This window comes from Pseudomonas sp. YQ_6 (assembly GCF_043103245.1).
Lineage (GTDB): Bacteria > Pseudomonadota > Gammaproteobacteria > Pseudomonadales > Pseudomonadaceae > Aquipseudomonas > Aquipseudomonas alloputida.
The window spans coordinates 1-370 of sequence record NZ_JBICJR010000020.1; the positions used below are offsets into that span (position 1 = coordinate 1).

Sequence of the window (370 nt, forward strand, 5' to 3'; positions counted from 1 at the left end):
ATGCAACGCGAAAAACCTTACCTACCCTTGACATGGCTGGAATCCTTGAGAGATCAGGGAGTGCTCGAAAGAGAACCAGTACACAGGTGCTGCATGGCTGTCGTCAGCTCGTGTCGTGAGATGTTGGGTTAAGTCCCGCAACGAGCGCAACCCTTGTCATTAGTTGCTACGAAAGGGCACTCTAATGAGACTGCCGGTGACAAACCGGAGGAAGGTGGGGATGACGTCAAGTCCTCATGGCCCTTATGGGTAGGGCTTCACACGTCATACAATGGTACATACAGAGCGCCGCCAACCCGCGAGGGGGAGCTAATCGCAGAAAGTGTATCGTAGTCCGGATTGTAGTCTGCAACTCGACTGCATGAAGTTG

The 370-nt window shown here is 53.0% G+C and carries 1 rRNA gene; it reads left to right on the top strand.

The features are described 5' to 3' along the window. Positions 1-370, top strand: a 16S ribosomal RNA gene (locus tag ACF8FG_RS05655); the annotation flags it as partial.